Raw genomic sequence first — 18,977 nt, forward strand, 5'->3', positions numbered from 1 at the left:
CAGGTGTTGCACTTGAATTGTAAATCGGGCTATTTGTTTTATCTAAAATCTCCTTCATCACATTCTCAAAAGCTTTAGCACAATGTTTATTGTGTTCTAAATAACTCTATTTTTTAAGTCACCTTTCGAGAATTACCACTCATAGTCCGTTTGATCCTGTAATCCTCGCCCAGTTGCCTTATCAAGTATAATGCGCTGCTCAAAGTGTGCGACATTACGTTTCGTTTCTTTAACCATGTCTGGATTGACCGAAACATAATCAATACCACTTTGAATTAAGAAATTCGTAAATTCTGGATACTCGGAAGGTGTCTGACCACAAATGGACACCGTCTTTCCATCCTTGTGAGCAACCGTAATCAAGTGCCGAATTGCGCGTTTAACAGCAAGATTACGTTCATCAAAAAGATTAGCAACTGTATCATTGTTTCGATCGCATCCCAAAAGTAGCATGGTAAGGTCGTTTGATCCAATTGAATAACCGTCAATGAATTGATTGAACTGATCAGCCAAAATAATATTTGATGGAATCTCTGCCATCATATAGACCTTAAAGTCCGCATTACGAACTAACCCCTCATCACGCATAATACCGGTTACCTTTTGTGCTTCTGCAACGGTTCGAATAAATGGAATCATCACATTCAAGTTTTTTAAACCAAATTCATTACGAACTTTTTTGACCGCCGCAAGTTCCAGTTTGAAGGCACCAATATACTTCGGATCATAGTAACGAGAAGCACCTCGCCATCCGAGTAAATCTGCTGATTCATGCGGTTCGTATTTTTCGCCACCCTTTAGTTTTCGATACTCACTTGATTTAAAGTCTGAAAGCCGCAAGACTACTGGTCTCGGTGCCATTGCGCGGGCTACTTTGGCAATTCCTTCTGCCAACATGTTGACCACTTTTTCTGGATGGCCCTGTTCAATTAGGTAAAGTGGATGTTCATGAATATAAGATGTCCAAAGAAATTCTTCTCGCATTAAACCAATGCCATCCGCTGGTAGTGAAGCATATTTATCAGCCAATTCTGGATCACCTAAGTTCATCATGACCCCAGTAGCAGTTGGTGCAAAGGTTTCAGCTGCTACAACCCGACCGGCTACAGGAGCTGTTTGATTCGTTTTCTTGAGCATACTTTCAATTTTACCTTGATAAACAACACCATTTTTGGCATCAACGGTTACCACATCTCCTGTTTTCAGCATATCAGTAGCCGTTGCACCTTTACTTTCGGTTCCAACGATACAAGGAATCTGCATTTCACGAGAAACAATCGCTGCATGGCAGGTCATGCCCCCATTATTAGTAATAATTGCGGCTGCTTTTTTCATAGCCGGAACCCAATCAGGAGAGGTCATGAAAGTAACTAAAACTTCGCCCTTTTTAAATTGATCAATGGCGGAAGGATCATCGATAACGTGAACCACACCACTAGCTAAACCAGGACTGGCTGGTAAACCACGAACGACAATTTTTGCATCGGCTTCAGCAACCACATTTTCATCATTAGTTGCGTCGTTAGCAATACCTTTTTCTTTATTACGTTGTGACCAGACTGTTTCCGGTCGAGCCTGGACAATCCAAAGTCGATTTGTGTTGGCATCCAAAGCGTATTCCATATCCATATAACCGCCATAATGGCGTTCAATCTCCTTAGCATAACCAGCTAATTCAATCACTTGACTATCACTTAACGCGGGCTGTTCCTGTAATTCAGTAGGTACTGCTTGCTCCGTCGTTCCACCATTTGGAACACGAATTAATTCTACTGATTGTTTAATGATATTTCTTTCAACAATTTTCATTGATTGTTTGTCAATAACAAAATGATCTGGCGTAACCTTACCTAAAACAATATATTCGCCCAGGCCAAAAACGGCGTCAATTACAATTTTAGAAGCATCGCCATTGGCCACATTTACGGAGAACATGATGCCTGATGCTTTTGAAAAAACCATCATCTGAACTGCGGCCGAAAGAGCTACTTTTTCATGTGGAAAATGTTGTTTATGGCGGTAGTAAGTTGCTCGATCTGTAAAAAGTGAAGAATAACATTGTTGAACGCGATTAACGACATCTGCTGCACCTTTAATATTTAAGTAAGACTCTTGTTGGCCAGCAAACGATGCATTTGGTAAATCTTCGGCAGTTGCAGAAGAACGAACGGCCACAAACGGATCAGTTTGGTTCATTTTTTTGGCCAGTTCGGCATATGCTGTTGTGATACTATTTGCTAAATCATCTGGCATTTTTGCCTCAATGATTAAATTTCGAATCTGTTCACAAACTTTGTGTAATTCATCCGAATTCTCGTAGTCCTTAATACTCTCAAGCAAGGCGTTAACTTTATCATTTAAACCTGTTTGGTGCATAAAGTATCTATACGCACGTGCAGTTGTTGCAAAACCATATGGTACTGGTACATCCATTGAAGAAGTCATCTCACCTAGTGACGAAGACTTACCGCCCACTAGGTTGACATCTTCACGGTGCAATTCGTTAAACCATAAAACATTTGCTGTATCGCGACTACTCATGATATTACCCCCTTATAATTAATCACCTAATCTTTCTTACCATCAAATATACAACCATGAATGAAAGCGGTTACGCTTACCAGCTTTATTATAGTTCACCTTTTCACAAAGTGGAAGTAAAGCGTGTTTCTTTATAAGCTCAAAATAGCAATCAACGAATAAAAAAACGCTCCCTCATTTTAAGGAAACGTCGTTGGTCAATTCATATTTATTTAGAAACAATGGATTCTGCTTTGTTTAAAGCTTGATCATTCTTAGCAATCTTACTTTGGATTTTAGTTTCAATGCTCAGAATGGTCTTCTTATTCGCAGTACCAGTAACACTTAATTTTTCTTTCTTTTGATAAGCTGTAACAGCGGTTTTGGTTGTTGACCCAAAGTAACCATTAACCTTATCATTGAAAAAGCCAAGCGCCTTTAATTCCTTTTGCAAAGTTTTAATTTGAGTAGAAACATCACCTATTTGATAGGTCTTGTTAGTATTAATTAATTGAAGATATGCATATTTAGGATAATCTGCCTTATAAGTAGGTGTTAATCCCTTTTTGTTAATCCAATCACCATTAGGAGTTAACCATTTTGCAATTGTGATCTTCATTTCACTTTTATCTTTAAAATCGCTGACTGTTTGAACAGTTCCTTTTCCATACGATTGTGTTCCAATCAAAGGGACGTTAGCTGATTGATGTAGCGCACCCGCAAAAATTTCAGCCGCACTCGCACTTCCACCATTCATTAATACGGCCACTGGTTTAGTCACTTTATAGCCACCGTCATATTTCTTGCCAGCTTTGTATACTTGTCGTTGTCCATTTTTGGTTTGAACCTGCATGATGGTTTTACCGTTCTTCAAAAACATCGAAGACATTTTCAAAGCTTGATTCATCAAACCACCAGGATTATCTCGAACATCCAATATATAGGAACTGACGCCCTTTTTATCTAATCGTTTCAGTGCAGTTTTTAATTCTGCTGCAGTACGTTCTGAAACAGAGGTAATTTGAATGTAGCCAATTTTCTTATTAATGATTCGTGAGTTAACCGTACTTACCGGAATCTTTGCCCTGGTGAGGGTTTGGTCAAAGCTCTTACCAGCTCGTTTGATAGTTAAGGTAACTTTGGTACCAATCTTACCGCGCATCAAGTTAACGGCGTCAGTCACTGACTTACCAGCGATAGACTTGCCATTGACCGCCGTAATTAAATCTCCAGGCTGTAAACCAGCTTTCTTAGCAGGTGTTCCCTTAATTGGAGAAATAATTTTTATATATTGATCCGATTTTTGTACCTCAGCACCAATTCCGGAAAAACTTGAAGAAATTTGATCATTTAAACTTGTCGCTTCTGATTTATCCATATATTCAGAGAACGGATCGTTCAGTGCAGAAATCATTCCTTTGATAGCACCATTCGTAATTTTCTTTGAACTAACGGATTTGTAATAATTGCCTTCAATTGTTTCATAAACAGATTGAATTTTTTGCATTGAGGCCGTATCTGTCTGTGCTTGAGAAACAACAGCTCTAGTTTGAAAATAAGCCACACTATAAGCAACGCCACCACCGACAACTAAGGCGATTAAAATCGACCACATTAAAGTAGTTCTTTTGACTGTTTTTGGTTGTTTTTTATTCATTTAAAAGCTTCCTGTCTATTAATGATTATTTAGTTCTAAATATTTTTGCCAGGTATCGTCAAAAACGGTCATGGAAGGTAAATAATTACCGTTTAATTCTAAATATTTTGAAATTTCGTTAAAATTTGTCGACTGTTTTGGAAAAGATTGGTCGTAAAAAGCATTATTCGCAAATTCTGCAATTGGTTCATAACTTTCTGGATTTCTTTGGGTCATTAAAAATTGATAAAATGTTTTGCTCATAATCAAACCTCTAATTCGATTGCTTAGGAATATTAACTGAGAAGACAAATTTGTTATTGTTAATATCTAGTTTTTCAGCTTTGAAATAAACTCCGTTGGTTGTTTTAATCTTTTGTAAATTTAAAGTAATAATTTTTCCTTTAATGGTGATCCATTTGGGAAGTTTGTAATTAGATCCAATGTAGGCAAGCACCATTTTAGGGGAAATGCTTAAAGCCCCTACTGCTAAGTGTTTTGCCGTCAACACAATATTACCAGATGACGTAACTTTAGGTGTTAATGATAGGGCATAGTTGACGTCGCTACCCAAGACCTTTACTTTTCCAATTAACAAAACTTGTTTACTTATTTTCAATTGATAAGTAAAGCTTTTGTTAGTTTGGTACGGCTTTAAATATGCGGCCATTAGTGCGTTTAATTGTTTTTTATTGAGATTAACGTTAAATGAAGCTGCTGCCGTCTGGGGACTAGTATTTTTAGTATCAGGTACCGGGGTATTTGCAACTCTCATTTTGAAAAAGATTCCAAAGGCTACTAGACAGGCTAATAAAATTATAAACGCCCATTTCCAAAAATTTGGACGTCGTTTTGTTATTTGATCTGTTTTTTTCATTTTTTTCAGTCCTTATAGAGCCATTGCTCATGAGTTTTCATACTTCTCAATAATAAACGTGTCATTTGATCGTAGCCAGTTGGATTAGGGTGAAAGTGATCACTGCTGGACAGATAAATGTTTTTTTCTTTTGTATTTTCAAGATTACTTTCGATTTTACTGATTTGCATGTCACTAATCGATTTAGCGGTTGAGCCTTGTTTTAATTCTGCAAGAGCTTTGGAGCTTTGATATTGACCTTGAGAAAGCAACTTATCTACTGAAATAAAATAGGCAGAACTTGATTGTGATACGGCCGCTTTAGTAGTTTCATTAAAGTTAGTAACGGCACGATTAATCTGAGTGATATTTGGAAAATAAACAAAAAATGGATTATAAATACCAAATACGTAAATTGGGGCTGTACTGTTATAGTGTCTGACTTGTTTTAACAAATCCTGGACTTGTGTTGCGTATTTGATGTTAAGTTTTTCTAATGAAAGTGTAAATTTTCCCTCTGAGGATGTGGAATACTTTTGCAGTGCTTGAAAAAGATCGTTTCCGCCTACTGTTAGGGTAATTACATCCGCATTTTTAAGCGAATTTTGAAGCTTAGTGTTTTCTTTGACACGTTTTAAGATTTGGTCACTTCGCTCACCCGCAATACCATAGTTTGAAACGGTCGCTTTTAAATGATAGGTTGACTTAAGCTTTTTTGTTAAGCGTTTTGTATACCCACCTTCATTTTTGCTGTCACCAACTCCCTGCGTAAGTGAATCCCCAAGCGCAGTTACATGGACAGTCTTTTTTTGAATCTTAGCAATTTTATGAACAGTTCGGGTAGGACTTGATGACTGGTTATTAGTAGAATGTTTGGGAAAATAGTAATTTAGACCAAGGACTACTAAAGCCACAATTACTACAAAAACAATCAACATAATGATCCAATCGGTGATTTTTTTCATTGTTCTTACTCCTTGACTCTTTAAATTTGCGCTTTATATAAACACGGGACAAATGGTAGGCGAATTTTTCTACCAATTGTCCCGTTATTTGATGAAACTTTAGTCACCAGTATAATACATTAACGCAAAGGCACCTGGACCACCATGGGTTGCAATAATCGGAACCGTTTCTCGAACCAAAATGTTGATATCTGGAAACATTTCTTGAATTTTTGCTTTTATTGGTGCGATCGTTTTCAAAGCGCCAACATGTGAAATACCAATTGATTTAATGTTTGGCGATTTAGCCATTTTTTCATAAACATCATCAAAAAAGCGACTAATGGTCTTCATTCCCCGACCCTTAGCAACTACCTTAAGTTCACCACCAGTTACCTGTAAAACAATTTTGATATTTAGTAACCCACTAATCATTCCGGTCATTCGATTAATTCGACCACCCTTAACCAAATTATCAAGTGTCATAACACCCATATATAATTTAGTGTGATCTCGAATGTCCTCAGCAGCCTTCAAAATTTCCTCGCGACTTTTGCCTGCTTGCGATAATTTTGCGGCTTCAATAACTTGAAATGCCAAGGCACGATCTGTAGTCTGACTATCAACCACAGTAACATCTGTTTTGGAAAGCTGTGCAGCCTGTTCCGCTGCGTGGACAGTACCACTAATGGCTTCTAACATATTGAAACAAATGACTTGGCTGCCATCTGCACCCAGCTTATCAAAAACTTCCACGAACTTACCAATTGGTGGTTGACTAGTTTTTGGTAGTGCTTTTGAATTTTGCATTTTATTTAAGAATTCTTCATTTGAAATTGTTTCGCGTTCAACATAAATTGTATCATCAATCATAACGGTCAAAGGTACAATTGTGATGTCATAATCGGCGACCTCTTGATCTGTTACACCACATGAGGAATCGGTCACGATTTTGATTTTTGCCATTAAAAGTCACTCTTTCTACACAGATATATTTATGAATTGATTATAACAGAGAACGCTGATATTTTCATTATTCGTTAGCACTATCGGTGTTGATTCGCTCATAAACTTCAAAAGTATGTGCAATTGGATTAGTTTTTGGACCATGACCTAGAACAGTTTTAATAAGTTGCCACTCTGAATAATCAATTGGGATCATGTGTGTGTCTCCGGAAAAATTTTGATCAATATACGTACGATAAAGTCGCTTAACATAAGGGTAGAATTGTTGATAAATCTGTTTGCCACCAATCACAAAAACTAACTCAGTCGTTGAATTATAAGTTTTTAATAAATCAGAAACTGAATGAGACACTTTTAGATTTTTCGTCTCTTTTAAAGTTTTTTGGCGAGTTAAAATCACATTTAATCGATTAGGTAGCGGTTTTGCCCCAAATGATTCAAAAGTTTTTCGTCCCATAATAACTGTGTGACCAGTAGTTATCTTTTTAAAATAGCTGGTGTCATCAGGAATTCGCCATGGAATTGTGTTTTGATTTCCAATGATACCATTTTTTGATTCCGCCCAAATAAATGCTAGCATTCGCTCCACTCCCTTATTTATACCGCAACGGGTGCCTTAATTGCTGGATAAGGATCATAACCTTCTAAATGAATATCTTTTACATCGTAATCAAAAATACTTTTTGCGTCACTTTTAATGATTAATTTTGGTGCTGGTCTTGGTGTGCGTGAAAGTTGGGTTTTAACTTGTTCAACGTGATTACTGTAAATATGAGCATCACCTAAAGTATGAACAAAATCGCCAGGTTGCAACCCGGTTTCCTTAGCAATCAAACAAGTTAGTAAAGCGTAACTTGCAATATTGAAAGGAACACCTAAGAAGATATCACCACTTCGTTGGTAAAGCTGACAGCTTAGTTTTCCCTCGGAGACATAAAATTGAAACATGGTGTGACATGGTGGTAACGCCATGGACGGAATGTCTTCAGGATTCCAAGCGGATACAATCATTCTTCTTGAATCAGGATTTGTTTTAATTGTTTGAATAACATCACTAATCTGATCAATACTGTCCCCAGTGGAAGTTTTCCAAGCACGCCACTGTTTTCCGTACACATTACCTAAATCACCAAAACGAGACGCAAAATCATCATTAGTTAGAATTTGCTGGTCAAAGTTTTTTTTCTGTTCTTGATAAGCTTTTGCAAATTCCGGATCCTTTAGTGAACGGCGACCAAAGTCTGTCATATCTGGACCAGTATATACGTCGCTTTCAATCCATTTTTTAAATGCCCACTCATCCCAAATATGATTATGATGCTGAAGTAAATACCGGATGTTAGTATCGCCATGTAAAAACCACATTAGTTCGCTCTTAATTAAACCAAATGGGACTTTTTTAGTAGTTAATAGCGGAAAACCTTCGGCCAAATTAAAGCGCATTTGATAACCAAATGTACTATAGGTTCCTGTTCCGGTGCGATCATCTTTGTAATTGCCATTTTTCAAAACATAGGATGCTAAATCTAGATAAGCTTGTTCTAACATTTTAAAGACTCCTTACATTTAGTCGTCAACATACTGACTTAGATATTCCCAACGGGTCATTTTTTCATCTATTTCAGAATCTAAGTTATCGATATTTTTTTGCAAATCAGCCAACTTACCATAATTCTCAGAATTATCGTTCATTTGCTTTTGTAGATCAGCCTTTTTATTTTCTAATTTATCAATATCACTTTCAATGTGCTGCCACTCTAACTGTTCTGCATAGGTCAATTTCTCTTTTTGATGCGCGGTGGTTGTCACTTTTTTTGGTGTTGTTTTGGGTTCGTTCTTGTCATGAGAATCAGGTTGCGCAGCTGTTTGATTTTGTTGATGAAGGTAATCAGTAAAAAGTCCAGTAAAGCGATTGATTTTACCCTGGCCTTCAAAAATCAGTAAGTGTTCCGCTACTTTGTTTAAGAAGTACCGATCATGAGAAACGGTAATTACCGTTCCATTAAAGTGAGCCAGATAATCTTCCAAAACAGTTAGTGTACCAATATCCAAATCGTTTGTTGGTTCATCCAAAAGCAAGACATTAGGTTGCTGCATTAAAATTTTTAATAAATATAGCCGCCGTTTTTCACCACCAGATAATTTTCTAATTAAGGTACCATGCATCGATCTTGGAAATAGAAATTGTTCCAACAAATTTGTGACACTAATATGCTCTCCGTTAGTATTGAGAACGCCAGAACCAACCTCACTAAGATAGCTAATAATTCGTTTATCTTCTGGAATTGGTTCAATTTTTTGTGTGTAATAACCAAGTTTTACTGTTTCACCAATGTCAATAATACCTGAATCTAGCGGTTGTAATTTAGCAATTACATTAAGTAAGGTTGATTTTCCGGTTCCGTTGTTACCTGTAATTCCTACCCGTTCATCAGCTTGAATTAATTCAGAAAAATCCTTAAGAATAATATGCGAGCCTAAATTTAAGGAGGCATGTTTAAATTCAATTACTTTTTTACCTAGACGTTGCTGACCTAACTGAACAGCAATGTTATCGGTTGATTGTGCTGGCGCATTCACAGAGTCGCTTAAAGTTTCAAAACGATTAATTCGTGCTTGTTGTTTGGTTCCCCGTCCCTGTGGTCCTCGTTTCATCCATGCTAATTCTTGTTTATAAAGGCGTTTTTCTTTCTGTGATTGAACGGCTTCCTGCTCATCTTGAGTAGCCTTTTTAGTTACGTAGGCCTGGTAGTTTCCTGGATACTGTCTAAGTTTTCCAAATGAAAGTTCCCAAATTTGATTGGCAACCCGATCAAGAAAATACCGATCATGGGTCACAATAAGAAGTGCACCTTTATATGACGTTAAATATTGTTCTAGCCAAGCAATCGAATCAAAATCAAGGTGATTAGTTGGTTCATCTAACATTAATAAGTCAGGTGCTTGAATTAAAGTTTGTGCCAAATCCACTCGTTTCTGTTGACCACCAGATAAAGTACCAATCTTTTGGTTTAGATTGGTAATATGGAGCTGGGTCAGAATAGTTTTAACATCACTTTCGGCAGTCCAAGCATCTTCTTGATTCATTTGTTGTTCTGCAATTTCAAACTGGCGTTGATTTTCTTCATTTTCTGGTGCCTGAGAGTAGTTAGCTAAGGCACGTTCATAAAATCGAATGGTTTTAAAAACACGTTGAGAGCCAGCAAAAATAGCATCAAGAATAGTTAAATTTGCATCAAGTGCTGGTGTTTGACGTAGGTAGCCAACCGTATAATTTTTGGGTGTTTCAATTTGTCCTGAATCCTGTGGACTAACCTTGGCAAGTACATTCAAGAGACTTGTCTTACCCGTACCATTGGTGCCAATTAAGCCAATGCGATCTTGTTCATTGATTAAGAAATTTATCTTTTGAAAAAGAACTTTGGTTCCATAAGTTTCGGTTAAATCTTCTGCTTTTAAAGTTTGCATTATTGTTCATCTTTCTAATCTTCAGAAACTATTTTTTTTGCTTCTAAGAGTAAATCTGGTTGCTTGTTTTCAATTTTACCAGTTAAAACTTTATTTAATAAGATAGCAAGTAGCTTTCCTAACTGTGGACCGGGTGTAGTTATGTGTGCTTTTAATAGAATACCACCATTAATTTTTAACTCGTGTGAATTTTTGATTGGCAGAGCTTCATAGCGATCCAAAAGCTGATCCGAATTCCCAGCATTAGGTAAAACATTGGCAACCGTCAAAACATCTTTTATAACTGTTTTACCCGTTTGAAAAAGAATTTGTTCAGAAACCGCGTTCTGATCCATTGCTTCAAACAAATCTAACCCATTAGAAACTGCAGAGATCAATTCGTTGGAAGTTTTCCAAGCCTTTAGGAAGTGATGACTTTGGTTTGAAGAAATGGTTAAAACCCGACACATCAATAACCAAACTTGATTCTCGTTTTTCAGATGTGTATCCTCTCGAATTTTAAGTAGTCTTTTAAGCTTCGGTAACTGTTCGTTTAATTGTGGGCAAAACGCATACAGGCCAGTTTCGAGAAAGTAACGAATTCCCTTCACTGGTTTTTGTCCCATCATCATTTTATTAAATTCAACAAGAATACGTTCAACAGCAATTTTTTCGAGTAATTCGGCATGATGTTTGATCGCAGCTTCAGTTGCTGCTTCAATTGTAAAATCTAATTTACTTGCAAAGCGAATCGCACGCATCATTCGTAAAGCATCTTCATGGAAGCGTTCTTCAGGCTTACCTACTGCTCGTAAAATATGATCTTTAAGATCTTGTAAGCCATTAAATAGATCGACGACGGTACCATCCTCTTTAAGTGCTAGTGCATTGACCGTAAAATCACGCCGTTTTAGATCTTCTGCTAATGACCGAACAAAGGTCACTTTGTCGGGTCTTCTAAAGTCCTGATAGCCACTTTCGGTTCTAAAAGTGGTTACTTCGTATTTATTCTGTCCGCTCAAAATCATGACGGTACCATGTTTAATTCCAGTATCAATAGTTTTGGGAAACAACGCTTTAATTTCTGATGGATATGCACTAGTTGCAATGTCCACATCGTGAATATTATCTTGTAAGATTGTGTCACGAACACTCCCACCCACAAAATAGGCTTCGTATCCAGCTTTTTCGATAGTTTGTAAAATGGGACGAGCCGTCACAAATTCAATAGGTAATTTTTTAATCTGCATACACAATTCGCCAACCTAAGTTTTAAAATTTCTTGATCTTATTATCAGAATTAATCTTAACAGAATCCTGCATTTTTTAAAATGGATACGGTCAGTTAGTTAAATGAATATGTTATGATATTGGAGTGAAGTAGGTGAAAACATGATAAAAAAAGAATCCATTCGATTTAAAGATTTATTTATGATTATGTTGGGCTGTTGTTTATATGGATTAGGATTAGCAGCTGTCAACATTCCTAATCATTTGGCTGAGGGAGGTGCTACAGGTATCACCCTAATTTTTCGTGCTTTGTTTCATATTGATCCAGCTTATACAACGATTTTAATTAATATTCCACTGCTTGTAATTGGTTATCGCTTTTTGGGGAAACGGGCTTTATACTACACGATTTTTGGAACGTTAATGTTATCTATGTGGTTGTGGATCTGGCAAAGAGTACCGATAAACATCGATATTAGCCATGATATGTTTATTGCAGGCATCCTTGCCGGTCTTGCCGGTGGCTTTGGTAGCGGCCTTGTTTATCGCTTTGGCGGGACAACTGGTGGTACGGATGTTATTGCTCGTATCATTGAACAAAAACGTGGTATTCCTATGGGACAAACACTATTTGCGCTTGATGCCGTTGTTTTGACAATTTCGCTTTGTTATATTGATGTTCGTCAAATGATGTATACATTGTTAGCGGCGTTTGTGTTTTCACGAATAGTGACCTTTACGCAAGTAGGTTCGTATGCTGAACGAGGAATTTTGGTTATTAGTGAAAGCTATCAACTGATTGCTGATCAATTAATGATTGAATTACAACGAGGAGCTAGTTTTGTACACGTTCAGGGTGCCTATTCTAAAGATGAAAAAAAGATGGTTTTTTGCGTTCTTTCTGCTAACGAACTGAGTGAAGCCAAACGAATCGTTGATGCAATTGATCCACATGCGTTTATTTCAGTGATTGATGTTCACGAAGTAATTGGAGAGGGATTCACATACGACTCTCCTACCGGAAAAAAAGTTAGTTAAATTTAACAAAAAGGATGTAACTGGGTATTTCTACCTGGTTACATCCTTTTTATTAAACGAATTATGAGTTGGTTATGAATTGTGGTGAACTTAATTTGATAAGCTAGAATACTTTAACGTCACTAAAAATTGTTGGCAAATCATTAAAATTGTATGTTTCGAGTTGTTTAATTTCGCTTTCGCCATTGAAAAAGGCAGTATAGCTACGTGAGAGCATTAAATTCAATTCTTGATCAGGTGCAAATTGAACCATAATAACTGGTATATTGGCCTCAAAAGCCGCACCAATTTCAAAAATTGTTCCACTATCAGGTTGATTAATACCATCAGTGTCTAATTAATTTGTAATCTAGAATAGCAACCACAGCATCTGCACGGTGTACTTGACGCATATCACTATTAAAGACCCCTGTTTGCCAACGAAATGATCCAAATTCTTCACTTTCCATTTGGTGTTCCATAGGAATAAAAATTTTCTTAGCAGAAAGCGTTGGGTTTTTAGCTAATAAGTTTTGGACAGTTCTAACATGTTCCTCTTGTTTTGGGCTAAAGAAAGGTGCAGCAAGATAGATTTGATTGCTCATAAAAATTCTCCTAGTTTAAAATTAATTTTGCTTCCAGACAAAATGATTAGTTGCTATATTTTGAAAGCCCTGTTGACTTAGAAAAGCACTCAATTGACGATTACTTGTATCACATACTAAATTACCATTACTTTGGTTTTTGACGATGTTTACTAAAGTTTCAGAAATGCCTAAACTTTTTTTAGCGGGATCAACTAAAAGATCAATTAATTGATTCTGATCAAAGATAACGACGCCATAAATTGTGCGTTCATTAAAACTCGTGACGATGCGCATATCATATTTTTTTGCAACTACATTTTTAAAATGCGTTACTTGTTCATCAAAGTTATCCTTGATAAGAATATCAGAATTTCGTTGATTTACCTTTCGCATAACAGTGACTGTTTTTTTTGCAAATTTTGGAGAATAGTTTTTAATTTTGTATTGTTCCGTACTCATTATCTTTCCTCGATCTTGACTTTTTAAAATTTAATCACGAATTCTATCTTATCACAAATTATTTAAAAATCTCAAAAATCATTGGTTTCATAGTCTTCTAACATGAGACTAAATTCAGAATCATCAGGAGCTAGTTTTAAGTAGGCCTTTAAACTCTTAAGAATCCATTCTCGATCGCCCACTTGTCTAAAGAAATATACAGCGGCGTGTAAGAAGTCGGCGTTGTTGGTGAAAAATGGAAATGCATTTTCATATGCTTGTTTAGCCTCGAGAAATTTCTCGAGGTGCTCATTAGAAACTGCAATATTCCAATATATTTGCGGATCCAGATCATTCTCCTGAATGTATGGTTGCAGTAGATCATAATTTTCTTGATAACGTTGTTGCTGGATGTATAAATTACTCAATTGCACAACCGTACGCATTTGTTCAGGATTAACCTTTAAAGCTGTTTTCAAATATTTTTCGACAGCTTCGTAATTTTGTAACTGGTTGGCTAGTTCGGCAGCTTGTGAAAATAGATCTTCGTTAAATTCATCAAAACCAATTCCCTCTTGAACTGTTTTATAAGCTGCTTGCACATCGCCATTTTTTTCTTGAGCAGTTGCGAGAATGGTGTATAAAGAAACATAATCTGGATTTGATTCACGCAGCTGTGTTAATAGATCAATTGCACTTGAATAATTTTTTAATTGTAAGTAAACAAATCCTTGTTGGAATAAAATATCAGGTGTTTTGTTTCCCGGTTTAATTTGTTCAAAATAGGCCATACTTGTTTCAAATTTTCCCATACCGGCATATGCCGTTGCCAAACGTGCCACTAAATCCACCGAAGAAAGTTTTAGAATGCCTTGTTTGATTAAAGTCAAATAATATGAAGCCGCTTTTTTATAGTTTTGCATCATATTATAAAATTCAGCCAGCGCGAACAACACAACTTGCTCGTCAGGGGCAATTCTTTCAGCCTCTAACAGCTTCTGTTCACTAACTTCGTATAGTTCCTCCGTTTGATAAAGATCGGCTGAGACAAGCAAAGATTGAAGATAGGCATCGGAATTAGGCTTCACCACTGCAAGATTTTGTAATGCTTCATCGGTATTTCCTTGTCCAATTTCAATATCTGCTAAATTAACATGCAACGAATCTTCGTCTGGATACTTTTTTAAGAGATTTTCGTATATTCGTTTGGCTTTTTTATCAAAACCAAGCGAATATAATTCCTCTGCAAAACTGTTCAGGGTATCATCATCATCTTTACGAAGAGCCCATGCATATAAGCGATTACCAGCTTCAATATCGCCGTTCTCAATTTTTTGTAATGCTTGTTCTGAATAGCTCATGATAATCACCTTTCATCAAAAAATCAGTATCTCTATATTAAGTGTTTTGAGCTAAAAAATCCAGCATAACAGTTGTTATGCTGGATTCTAAATAGAAAAATTTGAAAGATTATTTAACTGCGTCCTTCAATGCTTTTCCTGGCTTGAATGCAGGTACCTTGCTAGCAGGAATTTGAATTTCCTTACCAGTTTGAGGGTTACGTCCCTTACGTGCAGCACGTTGACGTACTTCAAAGTTACCGAAACCGATCAATTGAACTTTCTCGCCCTTTGCTAATGTGGATTGAACTGAGCCAAATACAGCATCTACTGCTGCGGCAGCATCCTTTTTAGTTAAACCAGTTTTTGATGCAACATCATCTACTAATTGAGCTTTGTTTGCCATGTGATTCACCTCCTAGGTAAAATTGAATTGATGAATTAATCATCAACTTGTCAATCTTGAGTGGTCCAAGATTAACGAAACAATAACCCTGAACGGTATTATTTCAATTTCAAAGATATCACAGGAAGGCTGTTATGACAAGGGTTTTAATGCGAATTGTCTAAAAACTAAACGTTTTCGATAAAAAATAAGGAAATAATTGACAATTACTTACGACGACGTTCAATTAAATGAATTGGAGTTCCGGAAAAATCAAAGGCTTCTCGAATTCGATTTTCCAAAAATCGTTCATAAGAAAAATGCATCATATCCGGATCATTTACGAAAATAACAAATGTTGGTGGCTCTGTACTTACTTGGGTGCCATAGTACACACGAAGACGCTTGCCGTTATCACTAGGTGTCGGATTAATTGCAATGGCATCCATGATCACATCGTTAAGTGTTGATGACTGGACACGACGCCGATGGTTTTCATCCACACGTGCAATCAATTCTGGCAATTGAGCTAAGCGTTGTTTAGTAACTGCAGAAACAAAAATAATCGGTGCATAGCTCAGATAAGCAAACTGATCGCGAATGCCAGCTTCAAATTCATGAAGCGTATGATTATCCTTTTTCAGGGTATCCCACTTATTGACCACAATAATAATTCCACGACCAGCTTCGTGTGCATAACCCGCAATTCGTTTGTCTTGTTCTCGAATGCCTTCTTCTGCATTAAGAACCACTAAAACCACATTGCTATTATCAATGGCCTTCATTGCACGCATAACACTATACCGCTCAGTATTTTCGTAAACCTTACCTTTTTTACGCATACCAGCAGTATCAACCATCGTAAAATCAGTTCCCTCAGGAGTTGTGAACTTGGTATCAATTGCATCTCGAGTCGTTCCTGCAATGTCTGACACAATGACACGATCTTCTCCCAATAACGCATTTACGATGGATGATTTACCGACGTTCGGACGGCCAATTAAACTAAAGCGAATTGAATCATCTTTCTCATCAGTTTTAGAATCAGGAAACTCTTTGACAATAGCGTCTAATAGATCACCTAGACCTAATCCATGGCTACCTGAGATTGGATATGGATCTCCAAAACCCAAACTGTAAAAGTCATAGATCTCTTGACGTAGTTCAGCATTATCTACCTTATTAACGGCTAAAATGACAGGTTTATTTGCTTTATATAAAATACGCGCAACTTTTTCGTCAGCATCTGTAATGCCTTCTTTAACACTAACGAGAAAAACGATCACATCTGCTTCATCAATCGCGATTTCTGCTTGATCTTGAATTTGATTGACAAAAGGTTCGTCACTAATATCAATACCACCAGTATCGATCACACTAAACTCATGTCCGATCCACTCACTGTGAGCATAGATACGATCTCGAGTTACACCAGGAGTATCTTCGACAATTGAGATTCGATCTCCTACTACCCGGTTGAAAATTGTTGATTTTCCCACATTGGGACGGCCAACAATGGCAACAATTGGATTTGCCATAGTAGAACCTCACTTTCTAGTTTATAAAAAAGGCTGTGAAATAATCACAGCCCCAGTAATTGTTATTTTAAATTACTTTTCGTCATTATCCTGGTTACCTTTAAGTTCATTACCGATCAAATCGCCTAATGTAAAACCAGTACTCTCCTCGGGTGCATCGTTCTTGTAGTTATTAGCTGCAGGACGACTGTTGCGAGAATTACGTTGTTTTGGTTCTGATTTAGGAGCCTCTTCCAAAGCTTTAATTGAAAGTGCCAATCGATGTGCATCTGGATGAACTTCCAAAACCTTAACCTTAATCTTATCACCAGTCTTTAATACATCGCTAGGACTGTCGATATGTTTGTGTGAGATTTGTGAAATATGAACTAAACCTTCAACGCCAGGGAATACTTCAACAAAAGCTCCAAAATCAGTTAATCGTTTAACAGTACCATCTAAGACAGAACCGGCTGCTGCTTTTTCCTCGATATCATCCCAAGGTCCAGGCAATGTTTGCTTTAATGATAATGAAATACGACCACGATCTTCATCAATTGCAAGAACTTTCACATTAATCTTTTGACCAACTTTTAATTTGTCAGAAGGTTTGTTGACATGCTCATAAGCAATTTCAGAAACATGAACTAATCCATCAACACCGCCAAGGTCAACAAAAGCTCCAAAGTTTGTAAGACGAGCTACAGTACCCTCAACAATGTCGCCAGCTGTGAGATGTGACATTAATTCTTCACGTTTAGCAGCATTTTCTTCTTGTACAATTGCCTTATGAGATAAAATTAGACGATTGTCAGCAGGATTAACTTCAACAATCTTCAACTTTAATGTTTGACCCTTGTATACATTAAGATCTTCTACATAACGATCTTCAATCATTGAAGCTGGAATGAATCCACGTACACCAGCATCAACAACTAAACCGCCTTTGACAACCTGAGTAACAGGTGCTTCAATTTCAACACCGTCATCAGCTTTTTTCTGAATTTCATCCCAAACCTTGCGAGCTTCAATACGACGATGTGAAAGTAAGTAACTGCCACCCTCTTTGTCATTTCCAATTTTAGAAACAACAACGAGATCTAACTTGTCGCCTACTTTAACGGCGTCATTGATATCATCGATGTGAGCAGTTGAGAGCTCACGCAATGGAACTACGCCTTCAACACCGGTACCTTCAATTCCCACAATAACTTGTTTGTCATCGTCAATGTCTAAAACTTCACCTTTTACAACATCACCGATTTTTACTTCTTCCACACTGTTAAGTGCGTTTAATAAATCATTATTTTGACCTGATTCGTTTTCGCTCATTACGAATTTCCTCCTTAACAACACTATACTATTCTATCATAGCTGAAATTGTCGATAAAAGCTAGTTAAATAATTAGAATTTCTATTTTATTCGCTGATTAATGATTTTTGTGATTTCATTGACCACTTGTTCAATTGTCATTGAAGTTGTATCCACTTCAATCGCATCTTTTGCCTTAGTTAAAGGTGACACTTTTCGAGTTGAATCTTTATGATCACGAACTTCAATTTCTTTTTTTAATTGTGCCAAAGGTGTTTCAATACCCTTAGCAATATTTTCTTTGTAACGTCGTTCTGCCCGTTCTGAAACACTAGCAATTAAAAATATTTTAACTGGTGCATTAGGCAAAACTGCTGTGCCAATATCACGTCCATCCATCACAATACTATTCTGATTAGCGATTTCTCGCTGGCGATTAACCAACTCAGTACGCACACCAGCCAAACTGGCAATTGTTGAAACTGAATTAGTGATGTTTGGTTGACGAATATCTTCCGTAACTTCTTTATCATCCACAAATACATGTTGAACGGGATTTCCAGGTGTAAAAGAAATTTTTGTCTGTTTTAACATTGCAACAATGGTGGATTCATCACTTAAACTGAGATGATTTTGAATGGCCTTCAGTGTTACCGAACGGTACATGGCACCAGTATCACAATAAATATAACCAAAATTCTTTGCAACTAATTTGGCCACCGTACTTTTTCCAGCGGATGCTGGACCGTCAATGGCAACCTGTATCTTCTGTTTTTCCATGA

General features: G+C 36.9%; 17 protein-coding genes and 1 pseudogene. 1 reads left to right on the top strand and 17 read right to left on the bottom strand.

What is annotated here, in order from left to right; translation table 11 throughout:
- Positions 1–132: 132 nt before the first annotated feature.
- The 10 genes from ppsA to IV87_RS04940 all read right to left on the bottom strand — a co-directional run bounded on the left by ppsA (position 133) and on the right by IV87_RS04940 (position 11,619).
- Positions 133–2,541 carry a phosphoenolpyruvate synthase gene (gene ppsA / locus IV87_RS04895; protein ID WP_057806028.1) on the bottom strand — a complete coding sequence of 803 codons (2,409 nt, stop codon included), beginning with the start codon at positions 2,539–2,541 and terminating at the stop codon, positions 133–135.
- A 208-nt stretch (positions 2,542–2,749) separates the two neighbouring features.
- Entirely contained in the window at positions 2,750–4,177 is a 1,428-nt protein-coding gene (locus IV87_RS04900; protein WP_057806029.1) for a S41 family peptidase, read from the bottom strand.
- A gap of 18 nt (positions 4,178–4,195) precedes the next feature.
- The gene (locus IV87_RS04905; protein WP_057806030.1) at positions 4,196–4,420 is read right to left on the bottom strand and encodes a YozE family protein; all 225 of its coding nucleotides are present in this window, start codon (positions 4,418–4,420) and stop codon (positions 4,196–4,198) included.
- Positions 4,421–4,430: 10 nt separating this feature from the next.
- Positions 4,431–5,033 (bottom strand): YpmS family protein, encoded by a 603-nt coding sequence (locus IV87_RS04910; protein ID WP_057806032.1) that lies wholly within the window; start codon positions 5,031–5,033, stop codon positions 4,431–4,433.
- 5 nt (positions 5,034–5,038) lie between these two features.
- Complete coding sequence (locus tag IV87_RS04915; RefSeq protein ID WP_057806034.1) at positions 5,039–5,977, bottom strand: SGNH/GDSL hydrolase family protein; 939 nt, start codon at positions 5,975–5,977, stop codon at positions 5,039–5,041.
- A 99-nt stretch (positions 5,978–6,076) separates the two neighbouring features.
- Positions 6,077–6,922 carry a DegV family protein gene (locus tag IV87_RS04920; protein WP_057806036.1) on the bottom strand — a complete coding sequence of 282 codons (846 nt, stop codon included), beginning with the start codon at positions 6,920–6,922 and terminating at the stop codon, positions 6,077–6,079.
- 67 nt (positions 6,923–6,989) lie between these two features.
- Entirely contained in the window at positions 6,990–7,502 is a 513-nt protein-coding gene (locus IV87_RS04925) for a dihydrofolate reductase (RefSeq protein ID WP_057806037.1), read from the bottom strand.
- 17 nt (positions 7,503–7,519) lie between these two features.
- A complete protein-coding gene (locus IV87_RS04930; protein ID WP_057806039.1) occupies positions 7,520–8,470 on the bottom strand; it encodes a thymidylate synthase in 951 nt (316 codons plus the stop codon).
- Between the two features lie 18 nt (positions 8,471–8,488).
- Positions 8,489–10,390: an ABC-F family ATP-binding cassette domain-containing protein gene (locus tag IV87_RS04935; RefSeq protein ID WP_057806041.1), complete on the bottom strand. Its 1,902-nt coding sequence runs from the start codon at positions 10,388–10,390 to the stop codon at positions 8,489–8,491.
- Between the two features lie 14 nt (positions 10,391–10,404).
- Positions 10,405–11,619 (bottom strand): CCA tRNA nucleotidyltransferase, encoded by a 1,215-nt coding sequence (locus tag IV87_RS04940; RefSeq protein WP_057806043.1) that lies wholly within the window; start codon positions 11,617–11,619, stop codon positions 10,405–10,407.
- A 142-nt stretch (positions 11,620–11,761) separates the two neighbouring features.
- Between IV87_RS04940 and IV87_RS04945 the strand changes: the two genes are divergently transcribed.
- Positions 11,762–12,637 carry a YitT family protein gene (locus tag IV87_RS04945; protein ID WP_057806044.1) on the top strand — a complete coding sequence of 292 codons (876 nt, stop codon included), beginning with the start codon at positions 11,762–11,764 and terminating at the stop codon, positions 12,635–12,637.
- Positions 12,638–12,740: 103 nt separating this feature from the next.
- Here the strand turns inward: IV87_RS04945 and IV87_RS04950 are convergent.
- The 7 genes and pseudogenes from IV87_RS04950 to cmk form a co-directional block, all read right to left on the bottom strand.
- Positions 12,741–13,221, bottom strand: a pseudogene (locus tag IV87_RS04950) (nucleoside 2-deoxyribosyltransferase).
- 21 nt (positions 13,222–13,242) lie between these two features.
- A complete protein-coding gene (locus IV87_RS04955) occupies positions 13,243–13,662 on the bottom strand; it encodes a hypothetical protein (RefSeq protein ID WP_057806046.1) in 420 nt (139 codons plus the stop codon).
- A gap of 71 nt (positions 13,663–13,733) precedes the next feature.
- Positions 13,734–15,002, bottom strand: a complete 1,269-nt coding sequence (locus IV87_RS04960; protein ID WP_057806048.1) for a tetratricopeptide repeat protein — start codon at positions 15,000–15,002, stop codon at positions 13,734–13,736.
- Between the two features lie 109 nt (positions 15,003–15,111).
- Positions 15,112–15,387, bottom strand: a complete 276-nt coding sequence (locus tag IV87_RS04965; RefSeq protein ID WP_046871107.1) for an HU family DNA-binding protein — start codon at positions 15,385–15,387, stop codon at positions 15,112–15,114.
- Positions 15,388–15,593: 206 nt separating this feature from the next.
- The gene (gene der / locus IV87_RS04970; RefSeq protein ID WP_057806050.1) at positions 15,594–16,904 is read right to left on the bottom strand and encodes a ribosome biogenesis GTPase Der; all 1,311 of its coding nucleotides are present in this window, start codon (positions 16,902–16,904) and stop codon (positions 15,594–15,596) included.
- A 72-nt stretch (positions 16,905–16,976) separates the two neighbouring features.
- Entirely contained in the window at positions 16,977–18,215 is a 1,239-nt protein-coding gene (gene rpsA / locus IV87_RS04975; protein WP_057806052.1) for a 30S ribosomal protein S1, read from the bottom strand.
- An 82-nt stretch (positions 18,216–18,297) separates the two neighbouring features.
- Positions 18,298–18,975 carry a (d)CMP kinase gene (gene cmk / locus IV87_RS04980; RefSeq protein WP_057806054.1) on the bottom strand — a complete coding sequence of 226 codons (678 nt, stop codon included), beginning with the start codon at positions 18,973–18,975 and terminating at the stop codon, positions 18,298–18,300.
- Positions 18,976–18,977: the final 2 nt, after the last annotated feature.

Source organism: Pediococcus ethanolidurans (genome assembly GCF_001437405.1).
Taxonomy (GTDB): Bacteria; Bacillota; Bacilli; order Lactobacillales; family Lactobacillaceae; genus Pediococcus; species Pediococcus ethanolidurans.